This window comes from Acinetobacter sp. ANC 4779, from assembly GCF_004331055.1.
Taxonomy (GTDB): Bacteria; Pseudomonadota; Gammaproteobacteria; order Pseudomonadales; family Moraxellaceae; genus Acinetobacter.
Genome location: NZ_SJNU01000016.1, coordinates 13,143 through 31,018 on the forward strand (window position 1 = coordinate 13,143; position 17,876 = coordinate 31,018).

Below are 17,876 nucleotides of genomic sequence, written 5' to 3' on the forward strand. Positions count from 1 at the left end.
TTTACTTAAAGCCCATCTTTTATCCAAATAATAATGTCTCAGTCTTTTTCTTTTCTCCGCCAGTTCCTTTAGAATACGCACACCATTCTTCTCATTTAGATATTTTAATGATTCAGTTAGATCAACTTTCTATACGTCGCAGTGGACGTGTTTTATTTCAAAAAGCATCCATGCAACTCCATCCAGGCTGGAAAATTGGTTTAACTGGTGTAAATGGTGCAGGAAAATCCACGCTATTTTCTGCACTGCTCGGTGGTATGGAATCGGATGGGGGTTCTTTAACTCGCCCTGCGGTTTGGACTGTTGCCCATATGGCACAGGAAATCAAAGCTTTAGATATGAAAGCGATTGATTTCGTCTTATCGGGTGATGAAGAGTTTTGGACAATTCAAAATAAATTAGATCAGCCAGAAAGCTTAAGCGATGACGAGCTTGCACATTTATACGGTCGTTTTGACGAAATTAATGGCTATTCTGCACCGTCTAAAGCATCACAATTGATGGCAGGTTTGGGCTTCTTTGAACACCAATCACAACTGGATGTTTCAAGCTTTTCCGGTGGTTGGCGTATGCGTTTGAACCTTGCGCGCACATTGATGAGCCGTTCAGACCTGTTGTTACTTGATGAACCGACCAACCATTTAGACTTGGATGCCATTTTATGGCTAGAAGACTGGTTAAAAGCCTATGAAGGCACCCTGATTCTAATTTCACATGACCGTGATTTCCTCGATGCAATTACCGATCATATTTTACATATTGAAAATCAAGAACTTGTTCTGTATACCGGGAACTACTCTACTTTCGAGCGTACCCGTAGCGAACGTTTGGCGCAGCAGCAACAGGCCTATGAAAAGCAATTAGAAACACGCGCACATTTACAGAAATATATCGATCGTTTTAAAGCACAAGCCACCAAAGCCAAACAAGCGCAAAGCCGGATTAAGCAGCTTGAACGTATGCAAGAGTTGTCTGCAGCACATGTCGATACACCGTTTACCTTCTCCTTCCGTGAACCGACTAAAATGAGTTCACCGCTGCTTGAACTTGAGCATGCGGATATTGGTTATGGTGACAAACTGATTGTGACCAATGTTAGTTTACAAATCACGCCTAGCAGTCGTATTGGTTTACTCGGGATGAATGGTGCAGGTAAATCGACGCTGATTAAATCATTGGTCGGTGACTTAGAACTGCTGCAAGGGACGCGTAAAGATTCTGAACTGCTCAATATCGGTTACTTTGCACAGCATCAAATGGATGCTTTGGATGGCAATGCCAGTCCAATGCTGCAATTGTCGCGTATTGCCGATAAAAAAATCAGTGAAGCAAGCTTGCGTTCTTTCCTCGGCAGTTTCGGCTTTAGTGGCGAACGCATGGATACCCCAAGTGAAAGTTTCTCGGGGGGTGAACGTGCCCGTCTAGCGCTTGCACTGATTGTATGGCAACGTCCAAATGTCTTGATTCTGGATGAACCGACCAACCATTTAGACTTGGACATGCGTCATGCATTAACCATGGCATTACAAGATTTTGAAGGTGCTGTGGTGCTGGTATCGCATGAACGTCAACTGATTGCCAGTGTGTGTGATGAGTTGATTCTGGTTCATGGCGGTCAAAGCCGTGAGTTTGATGGTGATTTGACTGCATATGCAGACTGGTTACGCCAAGCCCGTATCGAGATGATAAAATCAGGTCAACAACCTGCTGCACCGGTGAAATCTCAAGTGGAAGTTAAACCGACGATTTCTAAACTGGATAAAGAGGCGCAACGTAAAGAAGCTGCACGCCGTCGTGAACTCAGCCGTCCTGTTCGCAAGAATATTGAAAAAATTGAAGCTCAGATTGCCAAAACACAGCCCCGTTTAGCGGAAATCGAAACATTACTCGGTGACAGTGCATTATATGAAGCAAATCGTAAAGATGATTTGTTGAAGCTGATGAACGAACAAACCGAGTTAAAAGTAAAATTGGCTCAGGCTGAAGAGCAAATGTTAGAGCTGATGATGGAGCTGGAAGAACTGGAAGGTGCTTTCGAATAAGCCAATCTATCACTCTTAAGCAAAACTAAACTGATGCTTATTATATGATCGCAGTACAATTTCAAACCTGTACTGCGATTTTTTAATTTTTCTACACAACACTTTTAGAGGAATATTACTCATAAAGATAACAGTGTCTTTAAATTTAAAAATCACAATCTATCAAGTTTAAATTCAAAACGTACTTTTAAATTTAAAAAACTTATCCACCATACAGATAAAATCAAGTTTGAATTTAAAATAAAATTATCAGTTTAAGCTGTGGATAAATTAATTTTCACATTCTAATTAAACAAAAATAGACTTATCCACATTCTTATTTTCAAGAAAATAAGAGCTTTTATTCATCCTGTGGTTGGTTTTTTGCTTTTTAAAAACCTCAGTTCAATAATTTTCCAAGCACCTTCATTGACCCATAATTCCTGAATTTTTCTTTGATCCTCTAAACCAATTAAAACCTTACAGCGTTTCAAATCTTGATCAAAATCAAACTCTTCAAATTCTATCAGTGGTTGTTGCGGTTTCCATACACCATTTTTCATTGCATGAGCAATGCGCTCATAACGGGTAAAATTGCTTTCAACTCGACCTTCCTGCTCATAAACCACCTTAAATTGTTCATGCTCATACTGAGCTAACACCTCAAAATTACCGGTAAAAAATGCATTGCTCCAAATATCCCGGATCTGTTCCAGTTGATTATCCATGCTACTAACCTCGTAATATTGCATGATGATGTGCTATGTATAGGACTCATCATGACAGAGGAATAAGTCATTTTTATAAAACAAAGATGGCTAAAAGTTAATCGTATTTAAATAAAAATAGCATAAAAAAAGCACCCCGAAGGATGCTTTTTACAATTTAGCTTATCAATACACTAAGCGTCGATATCTGCATTCAATGCGTTTTCTTCAATAAAGGCACGACGTGGTTCTACATCGTCACCCATCAAGCAAGAGAACATACGATCGGCTTCAATCGCGTCATTAATGGTGACTTGTAACATGTTACGGTTTTCAGGATCCATGGTGGTTTCCCACAGCTGGTCCGCATTCATCTCACCCAAACCTTTATAGCGCTGGATCATCATGCCGCGACGTGAATCAGCTAAAATATGCTGCCATACTTGATGGAAAGTTATGACATTAATTTTACGCTCACCTTTCTGCAAAAACGCACCATCTTCAAGCAAGCTAAACCAGCTCTTCGAATTTTGCAGTAAACGCTTATATTCACCAGAGGCCAATAGTCCAGAATCAAGTAAATAGGAGTGCGGCAAGTTATGTACATAGATAGTCACACGTGGCCAGAAATGTGCCACCTTAGAACCGTCAGCATGTTCTTTCTCAAACACTTCCAAACTGATTTCAGGACGTAAACTTGGCTGATATTTTTCAATCGCAGCACGTAACTGTTCAGACCATTGTTTCACATAATCTTCATCATGATTTTGATCAAGTTTGAATGCATCGAGACCCAGTAAACCATCCAGTAAACTTGCAGGATAGCGTACGGTTAAACGGTTCAAACTTTTCTGTGAAACCTGGTAATCTTCAATGACTTTTGCCAGTGCTTGACCGGTAATTGCAGGAGATTCAGCACTAATATGCAAAGACAAATCATCAATCGCATTTGAAATCAGGAAGGTTTCCAGAGCATCATTATCTTTAAGATATTGCTCCTGCTTACCTTTTTTCAATTTATACAACGGTGGCTGTGCAATATAGATATAACCACGTTCCACAAGTTCAGGCATTTGACGGAAGAAGAAAGTCAACAGCAGCGTACGAATATGCGAACCGTCGACGTCAGCATCGGTCATGATGATGATTTTGTGATAGCGCAATTTATCGGGATTGTATTCTTCACGGCCAATACCACAACCGAGTGCAGTAATCAGCGTGCCGACTTCTTGCGAAGAAATCATTTTGTCAAAACGCGCACGTTCCACATTCAGGATTTTACCTTTTAGTGGCAGAATCGCTTGCATCTTACGGTTACGACCCTGTTTTGCAGAACCGCCCGCAGAGTCACCTTCGACCAAGTACAATTCAGACAATGCCGGATCTTTTTCTTGGCAATCGGCCAATTTACCTGGAAGACCTGCAATATCAAGTGCACTCTTACGACGCGTCATTTCACGTGCTTTACGTGCCGCATCACGTGCACGTGCCGCATCAATGATTTTACCGGCAATTGATTTTGCCGCTTGTGGATTTTCCAGTAAATAGGCAGAAAATTCCTTGTTCATCGCCTGCTCAACAGCAGGTTTAACTTCACTTGAAACCAGTTTTTCTTTGGTTTGTGAAGAGAATTTTGGATCTGGCACTTTTACTGAAACAATCGCCGTCAAGCCTTCACGTGCATCATCCCCAGTCACTGCGACTTTTTCTTTTTTCAGAATATTTTCGCTATCCAGATACTGGTTTAAACCACGGGTTAATGCTGCACGGAAACCGGCTAAATGCGCACCACCATCTTTTTGCGGAATATTGTTGGTAAAGCAGCGCACGTTTTCTTGATAGGTATCGTTCCACTGTAAAGCGACTTCAACAGTAATCCCTGTTTCCGGCACTTGACTGGTGAAATGAAAAATATCATTCAAATGGGTTTTGCCCTGATTGATATATTTTACGAATTCAGACAGACCGCCTGCATAATCAAACAGATGTTCAGCATCGATGCGTTCATCACGCAATAAAATACGAACACCCGCATTCAAGAATGAAAGTTCACGCAAACGACGCGCTAAAATATCAACATTGAAAATGGTTTGGGTGAAGGTTTGCGTACTTGGATAGAAACGAACCGTTGTTCCTGTTTCATCAGTATCCCCAATGGCACGTAAGGGATAAACCGGATCGCCATGACAATATTCTTGTTCGTACACTTTACCGGCACGACGAATATTCAGTAATAATTTACTCGATAAGGCATTTACAACAGAAACACCTACCCCATGTAAACCACCAGATACTTTATAGCTATTATCGTCAAACTTACCGCCGGCATGAAGAATGGTTAAAATAACTTCAGCGGCAGATACGCCTTCTTCTGGGTGAATATCAGTTGGAATACCACGACCATTATCTGAAACACTCACCGATTCATCTTCATGGATGGTGACTATGATTTCATCACAGTGACCCGCCAAGGCTTCATCAATTGCATTATCGACAACCTCAAACACCATGTGATGTAAACCTGAACCATCGTCAGTATCACCAATATACATACCTGGACGCTTACGAACAGCATCGAGGCCACGTAATACCTTGATACTAGAGGAATCATAAGCCTTTTCATTGGTTGGTTCTGTTTGAGAAGCAGCTTGATCTTCTGAACTCATGGTTTCTCCCTAGTGAAATATAGGTCTATCCAAAGATGGGTAAAATCTAAAAAACTATTGCACAACAACTTGAACTTGACCGTTTTCAACATTGAATAATTGATATGAAATAGACAAATCATGTAAATGTTTTTTTACTGATTCATACTCTAAAGTGGTAATAAAAACTTGACTACCCAGTTGGCTCAATCGCTCAATTAATCGTCGCTGTGCAGTTAAATCTAATTCTGCTGTCACATCATCTAATAATACCACAGTTTCCTTGTTACAGGCATGCAGCATTGCAATCTGTGACAGTTTCAAGGCCACAATCAGCAGCTTTTTTTGACCGCGTGAAAGCACCACATCAGCATCGCCCAGTGTTGTTTTTAAACGTAAATCTGCACGGTGCGGACCATACTCAGTATAGCGTCTATCTAGGTCTTTTTGATGATGTACAGTGAGGTCATGCAGCAAGCCCAGCTCGCTATGAAAACCGGGAACATACTCCATCTGAATCTCCAGATGGGGCAATAAATGTTTTAAATCCTGCTCAAAATAGATCTTCCACTGCTCGACGATTCCACTGCGCTGTGAATGCAGTATTTCACCATATTCGGCTAGCATTTTATTCCAAGGTTCTAAATCATTCAGATTAAGATTTCGTCTCGATTTCAACAAACTGTTGCGTTGTTTTAAGGCCCGTGAATAATACTGCCAGGCATGATAAAAATCTGGTTCCACGTGGAACATCAGCCAGTCTATCAATTGGCGCCGTGGTTTGGCTCCGTAGTCAATAATGTCGGTACTTTGTGGATCGATATGCTGTAAAGGCAAAATCTTAGCCAGTTGCCCCTGAGTTGCAATATTATCCCCATTGACTTTAATCAGTTGCTCGCCTGACAACAGTTTTTGCATGCCAATTTTTTCAGTCGCAGATTGCGCAAAAACAATTGCGTCACTGGTTTCATTTTGAATATAGTTTTTGGGGATATGGGTTCGAAAAGAACGTCCGGTCGCCAGCAAATGAATGGCCTCTAGAATCGAGGTTTTGCCTGAACCATTTTGGCCATAAAAGACATTAAACGGCTGCAACTCTTGGAGTGCAACCGCTTTTAAATTTCGAACACGTTCTATATTTAAACGCGTAATAAACATAATTTGATCTGCTAAGAAAGCTGCAAATTAAACCCGCATTGGCATAACCACATAGGTTTGATCTTGTTGCACTGGATCGTGTACCAATACCGATTGGTTGGCTTCAGTCATGGTCATATAGACATCATCCCCATCCAACGCACCAAGTACATCCAGTAAATATTGCGCATTGAACGACATTTCCATCGGTGCATCCGCATATTGAATCGCTAGATCTTCAATCGCTTCATCTTGCTCGGGGTTATTGGCGCGAAGCTGCAAAGTGTCAGCACTAAAATTCAGGAATACACCGCGCAATTTTTCATTACTTAAAATTGCGACACGCTGCAAAGACTGTTTAAATACATCATGAGCAATCGATACGTTTTTATCGCCACCACGTGGAATCACACGACGGTAATCCGGGAATTTGCCATCAATTAATTTGGTGGTGAAACGAACCGTGATATTGCCCTGTTCTTTGTCGCGGCTTGGCGCACTAATGGTCACGTTCAATAATTCGCGACCAATGATTAGCGACAATTGCTCATCTTCAATGCTGAGCAGACGTTGTAATTCCGCGACTGCTTTGCGTGGCACAATCGCTTGAATGGCCTGTGTTGCCGTAGATGTGGCTGTGGTTTCACATAAAGCCAAGCGGTGACCGTCAGTAGTCACGGCACGAAGCTGGTTTTGATCAATTTCAAGCAAAGTACCCGTTAAATAAAAACGCACATCTTGCACGGCCATGGCGAATGCAGTTTTTTCAAACAGGCGTTTTAACTCGCGCTGCGTTACCGTCACTTGCGTACCCTGCGCATTTTCAGTGCTCAATAGCGGATAGTCTTCTGCAGGTAATGTACCCAACACAAAACGGCTATTACCCGATTTCAAAATGCAGCGATCTTCAGTAATTTGCAGGTCAATCAATGCCGCAGTCGGTAATGATTTACAGATATCCATCAGCTTGCGTGCAGGCACAGTGGTTTCGCCCACTTGCAAGCATGCACCTTCAGCCAAGGTCGTACTGGCCACCAATTCCACTTCCAAATCCGAACCGGTGATGGTTAAGGATTCGTTGCTGACTTGAATTTTGACATTAGACAGAATGTTTAAAGTATGGCGACGTTCAACCGCTCCTACGACATGTGACAGAACATTAAGTAAGCTTTCTTTCGCGATTTTCAAACGCACGGTACATTCCTCTAACTACTGAAGATAAATAATAAATAAATGTGTTTTTTAGCAGTGTACTATGCGGCAGAATATGCCGCATTGCAAGAATAGAATTTGATCAAATTCGATCAACTTTGCAACAAACGTTGCAGGTTTTTATAGTCTTCATTAAAGATCGGATCTTGTTCACGCAGGCTCAAAACTTTCTCACAGGCATGCATCACGGTACTGTGATCGCGTCCCCCAAATGCCATACCAATTTCGGGAAAACTATCGCCAGTCAATTCACGCGCCAACCCCATCGCAAGCTGACGAGGACGTGCATAAATACGGGTACGTTTCGGACCGACAATTTCTTTTAGCGGAATACGGAAATATTCACTCACCACCCGTTGAATATTTTCAGTACTGATGGTTCGGGCACGAATCGCGAGGACATCCTTTAACGATTCCCGGACGACTTCCAAATCAATCGCGGTGCCTTTAAAACGTGAAATAGCCACGACTTTATTGAGTGCACCTTCAAGTTCACGGACATTGGCAACAACCTGTTGTGCCACAAATAAAGCACAATTGCGCGGCAAATCCACCCCGATGTTTTCCGCTTTTTTCAGCAAAATTTCGATACGGGTTTCAATATCCGGCGGTTCCACACCCACAGACAAGCCCCAAGAAAAACGCGAAACCAGACGTGCATCCAGTTCAGTCAGTTCTTTAGGATAACGATCCGAAGTTAAAATAATTTGCTTCGATTCATCCAGCAAAGCATTAAACGTATAGAAAAACTCCACCAAACTGGCTTCTTTGCCGGCCAGCAAATGAATATCATCGACCAGCAACAAATCCAGCGAGCGACAATTTTTCTTAAATTCTTCAACCTTGCCCTGTTGCAATGAGCTGACAAAATCTTGCACAAAACTTTCGGCAGTCATATACATCACGCGCGCATTGGGTTTGGCTTGTAATAAAGCATTCCCCACTGCTTGCATTAAATGGGTTTTACCCAGACCTGTCGGGCCATATAAAAATAAAGGATTATGTTGCGAAGCACCCAATTGGGTTAAAACTTTACGGCAGGTTTCCGCTGCCATCTGGTTCGAGCGACCTTCAACAAACAACGAAAAAGTAAATAGGGGATTCAATAAGCGCTTACGGCTATTTTTTGCGACAGATTCTTCTTTTTCCTTTCGCGGTCTAGCCATGGGTGTGGCAACCGATTGCAAAGCAGCAGTCGTGGTTGCCGGTTGTTCATTGGCAGACAGAATGGCACCAGGACGGGAATCCACCAGAATTTCAACTTTACGCACCCGACCTTCAGACATTTGCTCTGCCAAGATCGTGATCAGCTCAAGATGATGTTCTTGAATATAACGGGTCCAATACGGATTCGGTGCATAAAGTTTTAATGTGTCGTTAAGCTCTTCGGCAACCAATGGGCGAATCCACATTGTAAAGACATTACCCGAAAGCTCTTGTCGCAAACGAGTTAAACAGTCTGTCCAAAGCATGTAAAACCCCTATTTATTCCATTAATTATAAAAAATCATTTTGAGCCCGACCAAGCGGGTCGCCATTCTATCGAAGTTATCCACATCTGTCATGGCAAAATTAAAGAAATATCACTTAAAAAAGCAAAATTCAGTCTGACTTTAAATTTAAATCATGATGTGGATAACCTTATCCGCAAGCTGTGGATAAAATATATCATAAAGTTATCCACAAATTAACCAGCTTATAAAAACATGGATATCCACAAGTTAACTTCATGTTTATAAAAATTAAAAATGGCTTTTCCACAGAAAAACGGCTCCCTAATAGTAATAACTTTAAATTTATAAATTTGAATTTAATTATAAGAACCCTTGTCAATGGGGATAACTTTAAATATTTTTAAATTTAAATTCAAAAACCAGGAAAATAATCTTATCAACATTAAGTTGTGGATAATGTTGTGAATATTTCTGTTTATAACTTATGTTGTATTATTAATCAACAACTTATATTGTGTGTAAAATTAAAACAATTTTTAGTGTAATAAAAAATTCCATTTTCATTATTTTTTGAAAAAAAGCCCTTATTTTGAAAGAAAGTTTGTTTTTGATTGACAGCTCACTGAATGACCACTAAAATCGCGAACCTTCATAGAAGATCATTTTTGGAGTTTCAATATGAAACGTACATTCCAACCATCAGAATTAAAGCGTAAGCGTGTTCATGGTTTCCGTGCTCGTATGGCTACTAAAGCTGGTCGTCAAGTATTAGCTCGTCGTCGTGCAAAAGGTCGTCGTGACTTAACTGTTTAATTAGTTAAGTTATTACGATTTTGGGTGTCATGACACTTTATGGCTTCAGCACGGACGTACGTATACGCTGTGCTGCCGATTATAAAAGTGTGTTTGATGGTGCACTTTTTAAAGTGCACCAACCCCACTTCTTATTTTTGGCAAAAAATTCCGAACAGCCCTCAAGCCGTTTGGGTATTGTTGTTGCCAAGAAAAAAGTGCGTCGCGCACATGAAAGAAATAGAGTAAAACGTCTTGCTCGCGAAAGTTTTCGCCTACATCAACAGCAATTAGATTTATTAGATATTGTGGTCATGCCTAAAGTCGGCATTGAAGCAATCCCTAATGCAGAATTGCAACAGCAATTACAATTTGCTTGGCAGAAATTGCAGCGCCTTGCCAATAAGCATAAAAAGATAGCTCCCTCCCCACAAAAGTAGAGAAGGCCAATGGTACGTTTACTGCATTGGTTGATTCGATTCTATCAGATCGCGATTAGTCCTTTATTGGGACCCCGCTGTCGTTATATTCCAACATGTTCTCAATATTCTTTAGAAGCAGTCCATCGTTATGGTGCTGTGCGTGGTGCGTGGTTAGCTACTAAACGTATTTGTCGTTGTCATCCTTGGGGTGGCTCGGGTTATGACCCTGTTCCCCCAAAAGCAATTCGTTTTATTTCATTTCAGCAAATGGATTCTCAAACGCTTCACGTTGCTGTACCCTTTCGTGATCGTTTATTGAACCGAAATCACTCTAACTACTTGGGATAATAGATATGCAACAATGGGCCAGGTTTGCAATTCTAGGGGCTATGTTTGTCGTCGCATATTTGCTTATTTTGGCTTGGCAAAAAGATTATGGTCATGCAGAGACTAAACCGCAGCAAGATGCTGCCGTGGTTTCGCATGAAGTATCTGCAGATTTGCCAAATGCTCAAACAGCTCCGGCAGCGTCTGACATGCCTCAAGCAAATATTGCCACTCAGCAAACTACAACAGATGCCACTGCACCTGTAAGTCAACAGCTTATTTCAGTACAAACTGACCTTTATCATCTCTGGATTAATCCTAAAGGTGGTGACATTGTTCGTATTGAATTGCTCAATCATGACAAAAATAAAGACAGCGATGAACCGTTTGTCATGCTGGAAAGTGATGCAAAACGTACTTACGTTGCTCAGTCTGGCTTGATTGGTTTAAATGGCCCGGACAGCAATCGTAATGGTCGTCCGGTGTATGAAGTGGAAAAAGCAACTTATACTTTGGCCGATGCTAAAGCTGAAGCAACCAAAGATGGTAAAGCAGTTAAAGTTTTATCAGTACCTATGGTTTATAAAACGCCTGATGGTGTAGAAATCATCAAAACATTTACCTTTAAACAAGGTGAATACCCGATTATTGTGAACCATAAAGTTGTGAACCGTAGTGCTCAGAACTGGCAAGGTCAAATGTTTGGTCAAATCAAACGTGACAATTCGGATGATCCGGGTAAATCAGACCAAGGTATTTTCACACTCGGCACATTCCTGGGTGGGGCTTGGGGTACACCTGACGAACATTACAACAAGCTTAAATTTGCCAACTTCAATGAAGAAAAATTGAATGTTGAAGCGAAAGGCGGCTGGGTTGGTGTTGTTCAACATTATTTCGTCAGTGCCTGGATTCCAGGGGATCTTAAACTGACGCAAGCCAATGGTCAGCCGTATAGTGCGAAACTGGAATCGCGTCAATCTACTGATAATATGAATATTATTGGTTTTACTTCACCGATGATCAATGTGCCTGCCGGTACTGCAGCTGAATTGGATGCAACCTTCTATTCAGGTCCTAAAGTTCAGTCTGAACTGAAAGATCTGGCAATTGGTTTAAATCAAACTGTTGATTATGGCTGGTTATGGCCTATTGCTAAATTATTGTTCGTTGGCTTAGAGTTCTTCCACGGATTAGTGGGTAACTGGGGCTGGGCAATTATTTTATTGACTATCTTGGTGAAGTTAATTCTTTGGCCATTATCTGCTAAGAGCTACCGCTCTATGGCAAAAATGCGTGTCATTGCACCTGAAATGCAGCGTATGAAAGAAGAATTCGGTGAAGACCGTATGCGTTTCTCGCAAGAAATGATGGCACTTTACAAACGTGAACAAGTCAATCCGCTTGCAGGTTGTTTGCCACTGTTGATGCAAATGCCGATTTTCCTTGCACTGTACTGGGTATTGATGGAGTCAGTGGAACTGCGTCATGCACCGTGGTTAGGCTGGATTCAAGATTTATCTGCAATGGATCCCTGGTTTATCCTGCCGTTATTGATGGGCTTGACCATGTTTATCCAACAGTCTCTAAATCCGCAACCGGCTGATCCGATGCAGGCGAAAGTCTTCAAAATCATGCCGATTATCTTTACCGTATTTATGTTGTTCTTCCCTGCGGGCTTGGTAATGTACTGGATTGTCAACAACAGTATTACTATCTTGCAGCAAAGTTTGATCAACAAAGGTGTGGCGAAAGAACGCGAAAAACGTGACGTTGTTTAAGTAACGACTGATTGCGAAGAGCTGAATAAATCCGCTTAAGATGGTAATCTTAGGCGGATTTTTATTTGGCTGTGATTTGGGATTTTTTAGGTGAATTTTATGCAAAACCGAACAACGATTGCTGCAATTGCAACTCCGCCCGGCCGTGGTGGTGTGGGGGTGATTCGTCTGTCAGGTCCAAAATCCTATGCTATTGCAGAAGCCTTAACGCAAAAGGCTTTACCCAAAGCCCGCTTTGCCGGTTTCCGTCAGTTTTATGATGCAGCGGGAGAAGTCATGGATGAGGGTCTGGCGATTTGCTTTCCCAACCCCAACTCCTTTACCGGTGAAGATGTGGTGGAGCTGCAAGGTCATGGTGGACCTGTGATTCAAAATGCCTTGCTGGGCCGTTTACTTGAACTGGGTGCAATTGCGGCCAAAGCCGGCGAGTTTTCCATGCGTGCCTTTGAAAATGGCAAGCTGGATCTGGTGCAAGCGGAAGCGATTGCCGATTTGATTGATGCAACCTCACAAGCAGCGGCACGTTCAGCAGTACGATCTTTGCAAGGGGCGTTCTCGACCCGAGTCAATAGCGTTTTAGAGAAACTGATTCATCTGCGTTTGCATGTGGAAGCGGCGATTGATTTCCCGGAAGAGGAAATTGATTTTTTGGCGGACGGCAAAATTTTGGCTTTGCTTGAAGATGTGCAAAGCTCGGTGACTGCGGTACAAAAGTCTGCCCGCCAAGGCCAGTTGTTGCGTGAAGGTTTACAGGTGGTGATTGCTGGCAAACCCAATGCAGGTAAATCGTCCTTGTTGAATACTTTGGCCGGAAATGAGCGCGCCATCGTGACCGATATTGCCGGTACCACCCGTGATGTGCTGCATGAAAAAATTATCTTAAATGGCTTGCCGATTACTCTGACCGATACCGCTGGTTTGCGTGAAACCGGCGATATTGTCGAGAAAGAAGGCATTCGCCGTGCGATTAAAGAAATTGAACAAGCCGATTTGTTGCTGTTGGTCTATGACTTAAGCCAAGGCGAAGATCCTTTGCAACTGGCCCAAAACTATTTCCCCGATCATCTGGAACCTCGCCGTCTAATGCTGATTGCCAACAAGTGTGATTTAACTGGTGCAGCTGCAGAAATTGGCGATTATCAGGGTTTCCGTCACATTACGGTTTCTGCCAAGCGGGAAACTGGTGTTCAGTCGCTTATAGATGCGATTACAGCGCATGCAGGCTTCCAACCTGAAGAAGATGCCTTTATTGCCCGTACCCGTCATTTGGACGCAATGAAGCGTACTCAGGTGTATATGGCAGAAGCGCATGAGCAGTTGGTGGTGTATCAGGCCGGGGAGCTGGTGGCGGAGTCTTTACGTCTGGCCCAAAATGCCTTGTCCGAGATTACCGGTGAGTTTAGTGCAGATGATTTGTTAGGAAAAATTTTCGGATCGTTCTGTATTGGAAAGTAATCTTACTTAATTTTAAAAAACCGCCTTCAAAGAAAGGCGGTTTTTTTATGATGAAATTTTCTGACGCCAGAATAATAGCGCAAGACAGAGTAAACCCACGCCTATACAAAATCCTAAAACACCCAGAGTTAGACCAAAATGATCGGCTAAATAACCGACTGCAATAATCGGCACAATCGTGCCTAAGTAACCAATAAATAAATAGGTCGACATTACTGCAGCACGATTATCTGTTGTGGTCATCTGGTGAATTAGACCGAATGCTCCCATCAAGCCAAATCCATGTCCTACACCGACCAAAATATCGCTCATAAAGAACAAAATGCTCCACTGCATACTCATACATAAGCCAAGTAAAATAAAGCTTAGTACGAGCGTTATCAGTCCTAAATTCAGGCTCTTGCCAGCTGGAAGATTTTTAGCAAGAAATTGTACTAGGGCGGAAACCATTAAAATACTGGCAATGGCTGAACCACTGACCAAAGGCCCGTGCCAGGGAATCAGGTCTTTCACAAAAGAGGGAGAAAGCGAGGCAAATAAACTAAAGGCCCCAAAAGCACTAAATGCAGTGAAACCGGCAATAAAGAACAAGGCTTGATGTTGCGCTGCTGGCATTTCTAAATGCGGTGCGATTGAAAAAGGTTGGACTTTAAATTGCCGAACTTTAACCATAAATAAACCAAAAAAACATAAAATCGCAGCGGCAATAATCGGTAAATAAGGGGTAACTAAAGGCTGGCTAGAGAACTGGGCAATCAGCCCACCAATAAACGGCCCCAGTCCAAAACCAATCACGGTAATGATAGAACTTAATTGGGGTGCATTTTGCTTATGACTGTCTGGAATAGTGGTGATTAACCCGAGCATTGCAGAGGTGCTGATCAGTCCGGAGGCAATGCCAATCACAAAGCGACCTAATCCCAGCCAAAGTGCATTCGATGCAACAGATGAAAGGGCTAAACCCAATATGACAAACACGATACCGGTTTGTAATGTACGTATAAAACCAAAACTGTTGCTGGTTCGACCTAAAAACAATAAGGTCGCCAGACAGCCGAACATATAGGCGACAAAGATGTAAGTAATATGGCTGGGTAATAGATGCCATAGCTCTTGATAGATTGGATATAAGGGACTAGCAAGCGCGGTTCCAATGGTTCCAATACAAAGTGCCAGGCTGACCATTAAAAAGGGTTGCCATGATTGTTGAGTCGTCATGTAGGGTCACAGAAACAGCCGCTAGATGATGTGGCAAATAGCGAATATTTACAGAAAAAAAGAAGAACTATAGATTAATTCTTATCAGGTTTAGAGGTCAATTTAGAAGATGTAAATCATTTAACTATAACGCTTTAATAATTTTAAAAATTCAGCCAGTTGCTGCTCATTAATTTCAGTCTGTTCACCAAGCACATGATGTCGCAAATGTGATTCAACTAATTCATTCATCAGACCATTCACCGCGCCTTTAATGGCAGCGACTTGCTGTAATACCGTAATACATGAATGTTGAGGGCTGTTTAAGGCTTGCTCTACGGCGTTAATTTGCCCTTGTAAGCGTTTGACTCGATTGTGAATTTTCTTGTCTTGATGTAAATGACCCACCACTCTACTCCAAAAATAAATATACTATGGGGGAGTATATTTAAATATTAAGATTATGCAAAAATCCGCATTGAACAGAACACACGCTCATCAGTTTGATGAAGGTAATCCCCTCGCCCAGAAACGTATTCTATGGGCCACTATTCTAACGGCAGTGATGATGCTATTAGAAGTGATTGGGGGGTGGATTTACAACTCTATGGCATTGCTTGCAGATGGATGGCATATGAGTTCACATATGCTGGCCTTGGGACTGGCTTATTTTGCCTATCGTTCTGCGCGCCATTATGCACAAGATAGCCGTTTTAGTTTTGGCACCTGGAAAATTGAAATTTTAGCCGGATATAGCAGCGCGATCTTATTGATGGTGGTGGCGATATTTATGGCATTCCAATCAATAGAACGACTAATAAATCCCATAGATATTCACTATAACTAGGCCATTCCAATTGCAATTTTAGGCCTCATAATTAATTTAATCTGCGCGTGGTTGCTGCATGATGACCATCACCATCACCATCACCATCACCATCACCAACATGAGCACGCTCAGGCACATCATGACTTAAACCAGAAAGCGGCATTTATGCATGTTGTGGCAGATGCCGTGACTTCAGTATTTACCATTATTGCGCTGTTTGCTGCAAAGTATTTAGATTGGGGTTTTCTGGATGCGCTGTTGGGGATTATCGGTTCAATTCTGGTGGCAAAATGGGCGATTGGCCTGATCAAGGAGACAGGAAAAACTTTACTCGATGCAGAGATGGATCATCCAGTCGTTGAAGAAATTCGGGAAGTGATTGCTGAATTTTCCAGGGTTGAAATTACCGACCTGCATGTCTGGAAAGTGGGTAAAGGGAAATTTTCCTGTATTTTGGCTTTAGCCACCGATTCTAATCTGACTGCAGATCAGGTTCGTGAAGCCTTATCCATTCATGATGAAATTGTGCATGTCTCGGTTGAAATAAATCCGCTATAAATCTGGTTAATGTTCCACGTGAAACCTAGATGAGCAAATATGTGTACTTTGCGTAAGGGCATCTAAAATTTTAAGATTATCTGGCTGGTTTTTGAGTAGAATCAGCGGGAAAGATTTTTGAAGCAATGAGCAAAACAGATGATTAAAAAAACATTGGCATTCGCCTTGGTCAGTTTTATTTCCAGCTTAACTTTGGCAAATGTTGATACGGTTAAAACTAACCTGACTAAGCAACATCCTAAATTGAAGATAGAAAACATTCAAAGCACCGAGATGAAAGGCATTTACAGCGGTTCAATGGATGGGCAAGTGGTGTATGTGGGGGAAGATGCGCAACACATTCTGGTGGGTTCCATGTACCGCTTAAGTGATCAGAAAAATTTGACCCAAGATTTAGTGCTTGAACAGAACAGTATTGACTGGAAAAAACTGCCTTTGCAGGATGCGGTGAAAATTGTGCGAGGTAATGGTAAACGCCAGATCGCAATCTTTTCTGACCCCAATTGCCCGTATTGTAAACAACTTGAGGCTGAAGTAAACAAGTTAAATGATGTCACCCTTTATACCTTTATTTATCCAATCAAAACCCAGTCTATTGCTGTTTCCAAACAGGTATTTTGTGAGAAAGATCCAGCTTTAGCTTGGTCAAATCTGATCAGCAAGGGGATTCAGCCGAGTGCTAAAAATACCTGTGCAAATCCGATTGAGCGTAATATGAGTTTGGGTAAATCTTTAGGTTTAAATGGAACTCCCGCAATTGTTTTCTCTAACGGTTTTAAAGTGATGGGTGTTCGTTCTGCGCAAGAAATTCAACAAATTTGGAAAGAATTAGGTTTATAAACATAGTGCTTTTTCAATAGACGCATAAAAAAAGCACCTGATGAGGTGCTTTTTTTAACGGTAACATTGATTATTTTAAATCAACATTTAAACGCGTGATTTTTTAGTTACCATATTGTATATGAACAAAATAATGAGGGCACCGATTACGGATGCAATAAAGCCTGCTGCTGAGTTCTCATCATACAGTCCGAGTAAACGTCCACCGTAAGTTGCTAGTAAAGAACCGGCGATACCCAGCAAGGTGGTAACAATAAATCCTGACTTATCATTTCCAGGGTGAATAGCACGCGCAATTAATCCTGCAATAAAACCTACTACGATGGCAACTATAAGTGTCCACATATGTCTTCTCCATTTATCGTTTATTTATATCTTTTCATTACGCTTTCATTTTTATAATTAATCATTTATGCAACATTCACCAGATGAGTCCTGCTAAAAACTGTTGCTTTTTTGTTTAGACAAAAATACAGCCCATAAAAAAGTGGCCTGTAGC

Annotated in this window: 15 protein-coding genes and 1 pseudogene; 8 read left to right on the top strand and 8 right to left on the bottom strand. The window is 41.7% G+C overall.

Annotated elements, in window-relative coordinates; translation table 11 throughout:
- Positions 1–107 precede the first annotated feature (107 nt).
- Entirely contained in the window at positions 108–2,042 is a 1,935-nt protein-coding gene (locus E0H80_RS15205) for an ATP-binding cassette domain-containing protein (protein WP_131367089.1), read from the top strand.
- 344 nt (positions 2,043–2,386) lie between these two features.
- On the opposite strand, the gene E0H80_RS15210 is transcribed toward E0H80_RS15205, so the two are convergent.
- From E0H80_RS15210 to dnaA, 5 genes are all read right to left on the bottom strand, one after another.
- Positions 2,387–2,749, bottom strand: a complete 363-nt coding sequence (locus E0H80_RS15210) for a hypothetical protein (protein ID WP_131367092.1) — start codon at positions 2,747–2,749, stop codon at positions 2,387–2,389.
- A gap of 173 nt (positions 2,750–2,922) precedes the next feature.
- Positions 2,923–5,394: a DNA topoisomerase (ATP-hydrolyzing) subunit B gene (gene gyrB / locus E0H80_RS15215; protein WP_131367094.1), complete on the bottom strand. Its 2,472-nt coding sequence runs from the start codon at positions 5,392–5,394 to the stop codon at positions 2,923–2,925.
- Positions 5,395–5,448: 54 nt separating this feature from the next.
- Positions 5,449–6,531: a DNA replication/repair protein RecF gene (gene recF / locus E0H80_RS15220; RefSeq protein ID WP_131367096.1), complete on the bottom strand. Its 1,083-nt coding sequence runs from the start codon at positions 6,529–6,531 to the stop codon at positions 5,449–5,451.
- 27 nt (positions 6,532–6,558) lie between these two features.
- The gene (gene dnaN / locus E0H80_RS15225) at positions 6,559–7,704 is read right to left on the bottom strand and encodes a DNA polymerase III subunit beta (RefSeq protein WP_131367098.1); all 1,146 of its coding nucleotides are present in this window, start codon (positions 7,702–7,704) and stop codon (positions 6,559–6,561) included.
- A gap of 110 nt (positions 7,705–7,814) precedes the next feature.
- Positions 7,815–9,194: a chromosomal replication initiator protein DnaA gene (gene dnaA, locus E0H80_RS15230; RefSeq protein WP_131367101.1), complete on the bottom strand. Its 1,380-nt coding sequence runs from the start codon at positions 9,192–9,194 to the stop codon at positions 7,815–7,817.
- Positions 9,195–9,854: 660 nt separating this feature from the next.
- Here dnaA and rpmH point away from each other — a divergent pair.
- The 5 genes from rpmH (at position 9,855) to mnmE (ending at position 13,953) form a co-directional block, all read left to right on the top strand.
- Complete coding sequence (rpmH, locus tag E0H80_RS15235; RefSeq protein WP_067865183.1) at positions 9,855–9,989, top strand: 50S ribosomal protein L34; 135 nt, start codon at positions 9,855–9,857, stop codon at positions 9,987–9,989.
- A gap of 29 nt (positions 9,990–10,018) precedes the next feature.
- Complete coding sequence (gene rnpA, locus E0H80_RS15240) at positions 10,019–10,408, top strand: ribonuclease P protein component (RefSeq protein ID WP_004650901.1); 390 nt, start codon at positions 10,019–10,021, stop codon at positions 10,406–10,408.
- A 9-nt stretch (positions 10,409–10,417) separates the two neighbouring features.
- A complete protein-coding gene (gene yidD / locus E0H80_RS15245) occupies positions 10,418–10,738 on the top strand; it encodes a membrane protein insertion efficiency factor YidD (RefSeq protein WP_067865188.1) in 321 nt (106 codons plus the stop codon).
- Between the two features lie 5 nt (positions 10,739–10,743).
- Positions 10,744–12,498: a membrane protein insertase YidC gene (gene yidC / locus E0H80_RS15250; protein ID WP_131367103.1), complete on the top strand. Its 1,755-nt coding sequence runs from the start codon at positions 10,744–10,746 to the stop codon at positions 12,496–12,498.
- 99 nt (positions 12,499–12,597) lie between these two features.
- Positions 12,598–13,953 (top strand): tRNA uridine-5-carboxymethylaminomethyl(34) synthesis GTPase MnmE, encoded by a 1,356-nt coding sequence (mnmE, locus tag E0H80_RS15255; RefSeq protein ID WP_131367105.1) that lies wholly within the window; start codon positions 12,598–12,600, stop codon positions 13,951–13,953.
- Positions 13,954–13,998: 45 nt separating this feature from the next.
- On the opposite strand, the gene E0H80_RS15260 is transcribed toward mnmE, so the two are convergent.
- Positions 13,999–15,138, bottom strand: a complete 1,140-nt coding sequence (locus E0H80_RS15260; protein ID WP_131367149.1) for an MFS transporter — start codon at positions 15,136–15,138, stop codon at positions 13,999–14,001.
- Between the two features lie 153 nt (positions 15,139–15,291).
- A complete protein-coding gene (locus tag E0H80_RS15265) occupies positions 15,292–15,558 on the bottom strand; it encodes a metal/formaldehyde-sensitive transcriptional repressor (RefSeq protein WP_131367107.1) in 267 nt (88 codons plus the stop codon).
- A gap of 55 nt (positions 15,559–15,613) precedes the next feature.
- Here E0H80_RS15265 and dmeF point away from each other — a divergent pair.
- Positions 15,614–16,566 (top strand): annotated as a pseudogene (gene dmeF, locus E0H80_RS15270) (CDF family Co(II)/Ni(II) efflux transporter DmeF).
- A gap of 109 nt (positions 16,567–16,675) precedes the next feature.
- Positions 16,676–17,377 carry a DsbC family protein gene (locus tag E0H80_RS15275; protein WP_131367109.1) on the top strand — a complete coding sequence of 234 codons (702 nt, stop codon included), beginning with the start codon at positions 16,676–16,678 and terminating at the stop codon, positions 17,375–17,377.
- A gap of 87 nt (positions 17,378–17,464) precedes the next feature.
- Here E0H80_RS15275 and E0H80_RS15280 read toward each other — a convergent pair whose 3' ends face one another.
- Positions 17,465–17,722: a GlsB/YeaQ/YmgE family stress response membrane protein gene (locus E0H80_RS15280; RefSeq protein WP_086198927.1), complete on the bottom strand. Its 258-nt coding sequence runs from the start codon at positions 17,720–17,722 to the stop codon at positions 17,465–17,467.
- Positions 17,723–17,876: the final 154 nt, after the last annotated feature.

What these genes read in the sequence shown, in the direction of transcription:
- E0H80_RS15205 (WP_131367089.1), top strand. Translation starts at nt 108, where the DNA reads ATGATTCAGTTAGATCAACTTTCTATACGTCGCAGTGGACGTGTTTTA.
- E0H80_RS15210 (WP_131367092.1), bottom strand. Translation starts at nt 2,749, where the DNA reads ATGGATAATCAACTGGAACAGATCCGGGATATTTGGAGCAATGCATTT.
- gyrB (WP_131367094.1), bottom strand. Translation starts at nt 5,394, where the DNA reads ATGAGTTCAGAAGATCAAGCTGCTTCTCAAACAGAACCAACCAATGAA.
- recF (WP_131367096.1), bottom strand. Translation starts at nt 6,531, where the DNA reads ATGTTTATTACGCGTTTAAATATAGAACGTGTTCGAAATTTAAAAGCG.
- dnaA (WP_131367101.1), bottom strand. Translation starts at nt 9,194, where the DNA reads ATGCTTTGGACAGACTGTTTAACTCGTTTGCGACAAGAGCTTTCGGGT.
- rpmH (WP_067865183.1), top strand. Translation starts at nt 9,855, where the DNA reads ATGAAACGTACATTCCAACCATCAGAATTAAAGCGTAAGCGTGTTCAT.
- rnpA (WP_004650901.1), top strand. Translation starts at nt 10,019, where the DNA reads ATGACACTTTATGGCTTCAGCACGGACGTACGTATACGCTGTGCTGCC.
- yidD (WP_067865188.1), top strand. Translation starts at nt 10,418, where the DNA reads ATGGTACGTTTACTGCATTGGTTGATTCGATTCTATCAGATCGCGATT.
- yidC (WP_131367103.1), top strand. Translation starts at nt 10,744, where the DNA reads ATGCAACAATGGGCCAGGTTTGCAATTCTAGGGGCTATGTTTGTCGTC.
- mnmE (WP_131367105.1), top strand. Translation starts at nt 12,598, where the DNA reads ATGCAAAACCGAACAACGATTGCTGCAATTGCAACTCCGCCCGGCCGT.
- E0H80_RS15260 (WP_131367149.1), bottom strand. Translation starts at nt 15,138, where the DNA reads ATGGTCAGCCTGGCACTTTGTATTGGAACCATTGGAACCGCGCTTGCT.
- E0H80_RS15275 (WP_131367109.1), top strand. Translation starts at nt 16,676, where the DNA reads ATGATTAAAAAAACATTGGCATTCGCCTTGGTCAGTTTTATTTCCAGC.
- E0H80_RS15280 (WP_086198927.1), bottom strand. Translation starts at nt 17,722, where the DNA reads ATGTGGACACTTATAGTTGCCATCGTAGTAGGTTTTATTGCAGGATTA.